A 5,771-nucleotide genomic window follows, 5' to 3' on the forward strand; every position below is an offset into this window, starting at 1 on the left:
CCAACCCGACCAACGCTGCCGGCGACCACTACGTAGCAACCTGCGGCGTAGGACACGTAAGCCGCAGTCCCAAAGGCCACCCGCGGGTTCGCTCCCAACCCACTACCTTCATCCGCTAAAAAAACTACACCCACATTCGTAGGTGTAGCTACAGAAATGACTATTTAGTCTGGCCAGGCGTAGAAGCGATGATGTCCATTTGCCCGTCGAGGTCCCAACTCTCCACCTGCGTAGGCAGGATCAAGTGGTCGCCCTTCTTCAGCGGGAAGCTCTTGCCGTCAACCGTGATCGTGCCCTCGCCGTCAAGCACCGATACTAAGGTGTACGGTGCCGACTTGGTCAAGTGCAACTGACCCTGGACCTGCCAACGGTAAACGGAGAAGAACGGACTAACCGGCGCCGTGACAAACGTCGTCAACGTGGAGTCGCCCACCTTTTCGTGCTTGATGTCCAACTGCGGATCCTGGTTCGGCACCGTCGTCACGTCAATCGACTGCTTGAGGTGGAGCTCACGCTTGTTGCCCGCATCGTCCGTCCGGTCGTAATCGTATAACCGGTACGTGGTGTCGGAACTCTGCTGTGTTTCGAGTACCATGATGCCTTTGTTCAGCGCGTGAATGGTCCCACTCGGTACGTAAACAAAGTCGCCCGTCTTCACCGGCACCTTGCGTAACAGGTGGTCCCAATCGCCGGCCTCAATCATCTGCTTGAGTTCAGCCCGCGTCTTTGCGTGGTGGCCATAAATCAAGTAGCTGCCTGGTTCCGCCGAAATGACGTACCAGCACTCCGTCTTACCCAATTCATGCTCGTGCTCCTCGGCGTAGGCGTCGTCAGGGTGCACCTGCACCGACAAGCTGTCCTCAGCATCCAAAATTTTCGTCAGCAACGGGAAAACCGTGTCGGTCGGATTGCCAAAGTACTCACCATCTTCGGCGTAAGCCTGACTCACCGTTTTGCCAGCGAGGGGGCCATTCTTAATCGTTGCCGGCCCGTGCGGGTGTCCAGAAATGGCCCAACACTCACCAATTTTACCTTCGGGCAGGTCGTAGCCAAATTGTTCTAGCTTGCGGCCACCCCAAATCTTTGGCTGGAAATATGGTTTCAGGAAAAGTGGTTCTGTCACTATTATCAAGCTCCCATCTATGGCTTTTTCACGCGTGTAAGCGTATGCGTTCACACCTGTAAGGATACCACACTAAGCGCTTTCTGTGGCGCTTAAAAACCGAGGAATCAGCCGATCGCGCGCATCTAGGAATTCTGGGTGCACAACCGGGTGAACCCGGTTTGCCAGCACAATCAAGCCCCGGTGTGCAGTGGGGTCAAGCAACATGAACGTGCCCGTATACCCCGTATGGTACAACCACTGCCGGTGCGATACGGGACCTTCAAGTAAGTCAAAACCCAAACTACGGCCGCCGGCAAAGTCACGCTGGAGCTTTTCCGCCCAGTTCTCGTGCAGAAAAATCTGCTGTACCCGACCAAAGGTGACGTGGGCAAACTGCACCATCCCGTCAATATTGGCAAAGAGGCCCGCCGCCCCCGAATCAGCGCCCAAGATAGCGCTCTTCGGGTCGTGGACCACACCCCGACGCAATCCGCCCTCAGTATCGTACGTGGTGGGCACCGTTCGTTGTACGTCCGGGCTAAAGGTGGCGTTAGTCCGCATCCCGAACGCGGGCAGTACCCGCGCGGTAATCAGCCGCTGAATCGGGTCGCCGTACACCTTTGCCAGCGCCCAGCCAACCAGCAGTAAATTCACGTCGCGGTACTGGACCACGTGGCCCGTGCCCGCCGTCTCGTGCAGCTGCGTTAATAGGGCGTGCCGGAGCTCGTCCGGCGGTAACTCGTCGCGGTGCGGGATGTAGCCGTCTAAACCCGACGTGTGTGTCAACGCCATCCTGAAGGTTACGTGCGGAGCCGTGAACTCAGGCAACACGTCTTTGATGGGCTGATCCACGCCCAACAGCCCATCCTGTACGGCCCGGAGAAATAGCGGCGTGGTTCCAACTACTTTGGTCAACGAAGCCAGGTCGTAAAACATCCCCGCATCCAATGGCAGCGGCACCGGCGCGGTCGCCGCCTGACCCAAAACCTGTATGTACGTGTCGTCGCCATCTAGTATGGCGTATACAGCCCCGGGCATTATTCCTGCGGTTATCATAGCGTCTAGCGCCGGCCGCACGACGGCGTTCCCGGCCACGATGCGCGCTGTTTGTTCGGTTGTATCCATATTGTCTATCTGCTTCCCTGCTGCTTTATTTATGCCGTGAACGACACACAATCCCCACCATTATAGCACCGGGCAAAGTGGCGCGGACGGACCGGGCCAACACAAGTGCACACCAGCACAGTGGCGACGGATAGCAAAGGCGGCCACCGTAAATACGGTCGCCGCCTCAATTAATTGACTAACTAGCCATCGTTAATCGTCGTCCTCACTACTCAATACGGCCACATTATCGGCCTGAACGTCGACCTCATGCATCGTGCCCTGCTTGCTCCGCACCTTAACGGACCACACGGGTACGCCGTCGTCTTTTTTGAGCGACCACTCAGTCGCCGTCCCCGGTACCGCTTTGGTTGCTGCGGCGGTGACGTGGCCTAACGCCCGCAACTTATCGGTGGCGATCCCCTTCTCACGACGCTCGGCTCCACCGGCTTCGTCGGCGTCTAACGGTTGCTCGCTGTGGCGCACAACTTTGCCCGTCCGCCCGTTTAGCACCATCTGATACTCGGTATCGTCGTTGACTGCCTCCACCTCGTACTGATAGCGGCTGCCCACCGGCTCAATCTCAATGCTGGTCAGGTCAACGTCATCACCCCAGCGGTCGTGCATCAGCTCCACCACCGCACTCAGCGAGACCTTCACCTCACGGCTAGGCGTCGCACTAACGCTGCTCGCACTGCTAACCGAACTAGCCGAACCATCATGGTGTGATGCCGATTGTTGCCCACAGCCGGCCAACACCAATAAACTCAGAACTGCTAAAGCCGATAATCTCATCGCTGCCGTCCTCCGTTAGGGTGTCGTTGCAATCGCTTCCTAAACCAATTGTATCAACCCCAAAGGACGATTTCCACACAAAGTTCTGCCGGTTACGCTTGTTTCGTCTCCACCCAGTTGTGCAACATCAGTACGTTAACCACAGAATACAGCGAAGCCTGAAGTAACAGGATTGCTCCACCCGCAAAGAAGGCTGGCACCGCGTCTTTGATTGCATTCACGTGGCTGAAGCTCAGTGTGTAGTTGGGTAGAATTTCCTCAATACCGTTCTCAAAGCCGTTTAGCACCACAATCACTAAGATAATGACCAGTACGTAGAACACAAAGGTGACAATCTTTTGCCGCATTGGCGGTAAGAAGGCGCTGATCGTCGCCCCCACGAGGTGCACCATGCTGATAAAAATCCAGGAGTACAGGCACACCGACATGAGCAGAAACCCACCGGAAACCACAAACATCACGGTATGCGGCAGACTGAATACGCGGTTCAGGTAAGGAATCGCGCTAATGCCCATGACCGCGGTCCCAATGATGGCACCGTAGAGGAAGCCCAGAAAGCTGGTCAGAACGTTCAGTATGTACAACTTTGTGTCCGCAACTGGTGCCAGCCGGTAACGGCTACCAACCCAAACGTGCTCCTGATCGATTGCCAACAGGATAAACAACGCGCACCCAGCGAAAAAACCATAGCCCATGGTCACCCCGAGTACTGCTTCCTTAATGAACCCGTCCACAATCGTAATCCAGACACAGGTGATAACAACTGCGGCCAGGTATACCAATACGACCCAATTAGCTAGACGCCATCGTTGCCGTAGCAATTGGCGCAACACGTGCACTTTATTTTCCATCAGTATTCCTCCCCGCGTAAACGTCCTCAAAGTATTCCTCAATGCTCTTACCGGTGGCGCGAATATCATCAGCTGGCTTATCGGTCACCAAATCGTGGCCCTTAATAATCATGACCGTATCCAGAATGTTGGCGATATCCCCGACGTGGTGGTCACTAATTACCAAAGTCGCGTCGTATGGCTTCCACTGGATGATGGTGGCAATAATTTTCTTGCGGGTCATGCTGTCGATGCCATCAAACGGCTCATCCAACAAGTATAACTTCACCCGCCGCGCCAAGCTGAGGGCAATGACCACCTTTTTCATGTTCCCTTTGGACAGGCTGGACAACCGCGCGTGCATGTCGATATCCAGAAACTGGGCTAGTTCATCGAACTTGCTACGGTCAAAGTCTGGATACCAATCTGCCCAGTCCTGCACCACTTTGGCGGTTCGCGTACTAATCGGGGTACCACCGATCTGCTCCGAGAAACTCACCACGGCTTTGCGTTCTACGGGCTGAACCGCCCCGTCGACGCTCACGCTGCCAACAAAGTGTGGGGCGCTGCCGGCAATAACGCGCATTAGGGTAGTTTTGCCCGCTCCGTTAGCACCCAGCAGACCAACAATTTGGCCTGACTCCACGTGGCAGTTGATGTCACGCAGGATCACCTTAAAATTGCGCTTGTACGTTAACCCCCGAATGCTCAAAACATTACTCATTCCCCACTGCCTCCTGTTCCTCAATATATTTGTGTAGATAAAATTCCATCTCTGCGGGCGTAATTTTCAGTGCGTCCAAATTTTTATACAACGCGCCTAGTTGCTCCTTAACGATGCGTTCGCGTAACGCCACAATCACCTGCATGTCGGTGGTGACAAAGTTACCCTTGCCACGCTGCGGAACCACAATCTGATCGTTAATCAACTCGCTGACCGCCCGTTGAACCGTATTGACGTTGACCGCCAACTGCAAAGCCAATTCACGAATTGACGGCAACTGGGCACCCGCGTCGAGGTGGCCCACAATAATTTCGCGCATTACGTACTGCTCAATTTGGTAGTAGATTGGCGCCTTATCGTCAAACTCCATGGCGCACCTCCCTCTTACTGGCATACTGTATTAGTTTACTAATACAGCGTAATGCGGATTGATTTGGTTGTCAACGTGTGAGCTCTGTTTCTGCCGACCGGTTCGTGCGTTGGCAATGGTTCCGGTAGTTGGGGTCGCCCGTGACCGGCTACCAGCCTCACGCTCTCGGGACGATTTGCCGAGTGTAGTTCTACCGACCGGTTCGCACGTCGGCAACGGCTCCGGTAGTCGGGGTCGCCCGTGACCGGCTACTAGCCTCACGCTCACGCCCTTACAGGGCTACCGCGAATTGTCTAGCCCGAGAAAAACCGCTCGGTCTATACAATTTGATTCTGTACGTCGGCTTCGCCTCCTACAGAACTACGGGCTTGCAGCCGTCACGGGCAACCCCGACTACCTCCGCCATTGCCGACGCACGAACCTAGTTAGATGTTAACTCGACAATTGGTCCCACTACTGCGTCAAAATATATCAACATTCGACTTGTTTAACTAATCAACGTGAATACGAGTAAGAATCAATTTAAGCTACCAAAATCACGCCGCCATCGAGTTCTGAATACCGGTCTAGCAACCTAAACCGTTCTCAAAAACCGGCGCCTCCATTAACTTTACTATCTCGCGCAATTGATATCTATGGGGCTAACGGAACAAAGTTTTGATACAAGTTACCAGGATTTGCAAGGGGTCCACACCCATACACAATCTATGTTCACCAAGCATTAGGTCTGTGTTGTCAGCTTGGCGGAGGTGATTGGGGGTGTGCCCGCGGCGGCTGCATGCCCGTAGTTCTGTAGAAGTTACTGCCAGTACGTGCTTCAGCACATACTGGCAGTTACGACGT

At 54.6% G+C, this 5,771-nt stretch carries 6 protein-coding genes; all 6 read right to left on the reverse strand.

The window, feature by feature from the left end:
- Positions 1 to 160 precede the first annotated feature (160 nt).
- Positions 161 to 1,123, reverse strand: coding sequence for a mannose-6-phosphate isomerase, class I (manA, locus tag LPA02S_RS10440; RefSeq protein ID WP_056956843.1), 963 nt, complete (start codon positions 1,121 to 1,123; stop codon positions 161 to 163).
- A 72-nt stretch (positions 1,124 to 1,195) separates the two neighbouring features.
- A complete protein-coding gene (locus LPA02S_RS10445) occupies positions 1,196 to 2,230 on the reverse strand; it encodes a serine hydrolase domain-containing protein (RefSeq protein ID WP_225355001.1) in 1,035 nt (344 codons plus the stop codon).
- A 192-nt stretch (positions 2,231 to 2,422) separates the two neighbouring features.
- Positions 2,423 to 3,004 carry a PepSY domain-containing protein gene (locus LPA02S_RS10450; protein WP_056956844.1) on the reverse strand — a complete coding sequence of 194 codons (582 nt, stop codon included), beginning with the start codon at positions 3,002 to 3,004 and terminating at the stop codon, positions 2,423 to 2,425.
- Between the two features lie 92 nt (positions 3,005 to 3,096).
- Complete coding sequence (locus LPA02S_RS10455; RefSeq protein WP_056956845.1) at positions 3,097 to 3,855, reverse strand: hypothetical protein; 759 nt, start codon at positions 3,853 to 3,855, stop codon at positions 3,097 to 3,099.
- A complete protein-coding gene (locus LPA02S_RS10460) occupies positions 3,845 to 4,558 on the reverse strand; it encodes an ATP-binding cassette domain-containing protein (protein ID WP_054649596.1) in 714 nt (237 codons plus the stop codon). Before LPA02S_RS10460 ends, LPA02S_RS10455 begins: the two co-directional genes overlap by 11 nt.
- Complete coding sequence (locus tag LPA02S_RS10465) at positions 4,551 to 4,928, reverse strand: GntR family transcriptional regulator (protein ID WP_054649594.1); 378 nt, start codon at positions 4,926 to 4,928, stop codon at positions 4,551 to 4,553. The genes LPA02S_RS10460 and LPA02S_RS10465 overlap by 8 nt, the downstream gene beginning before the upstream one ends.
- Positions 4,929 to 5,771 lie beyond the last annotated feature (843 nt).

Origin of the sequence: Lacticaseibacillus pantheris DSM 15945 = JCM 12539 = NBRC 106106, assembly GCF_001591865.1 — a bacterium.
Taxonomy (GTDB): domain Bacteria; phylum Bacillota; class Bacilli; order Lactobacillales; family Lactobacillaceae; genus Lacticaseibacillus; species Lacticaseibacillus pantheris.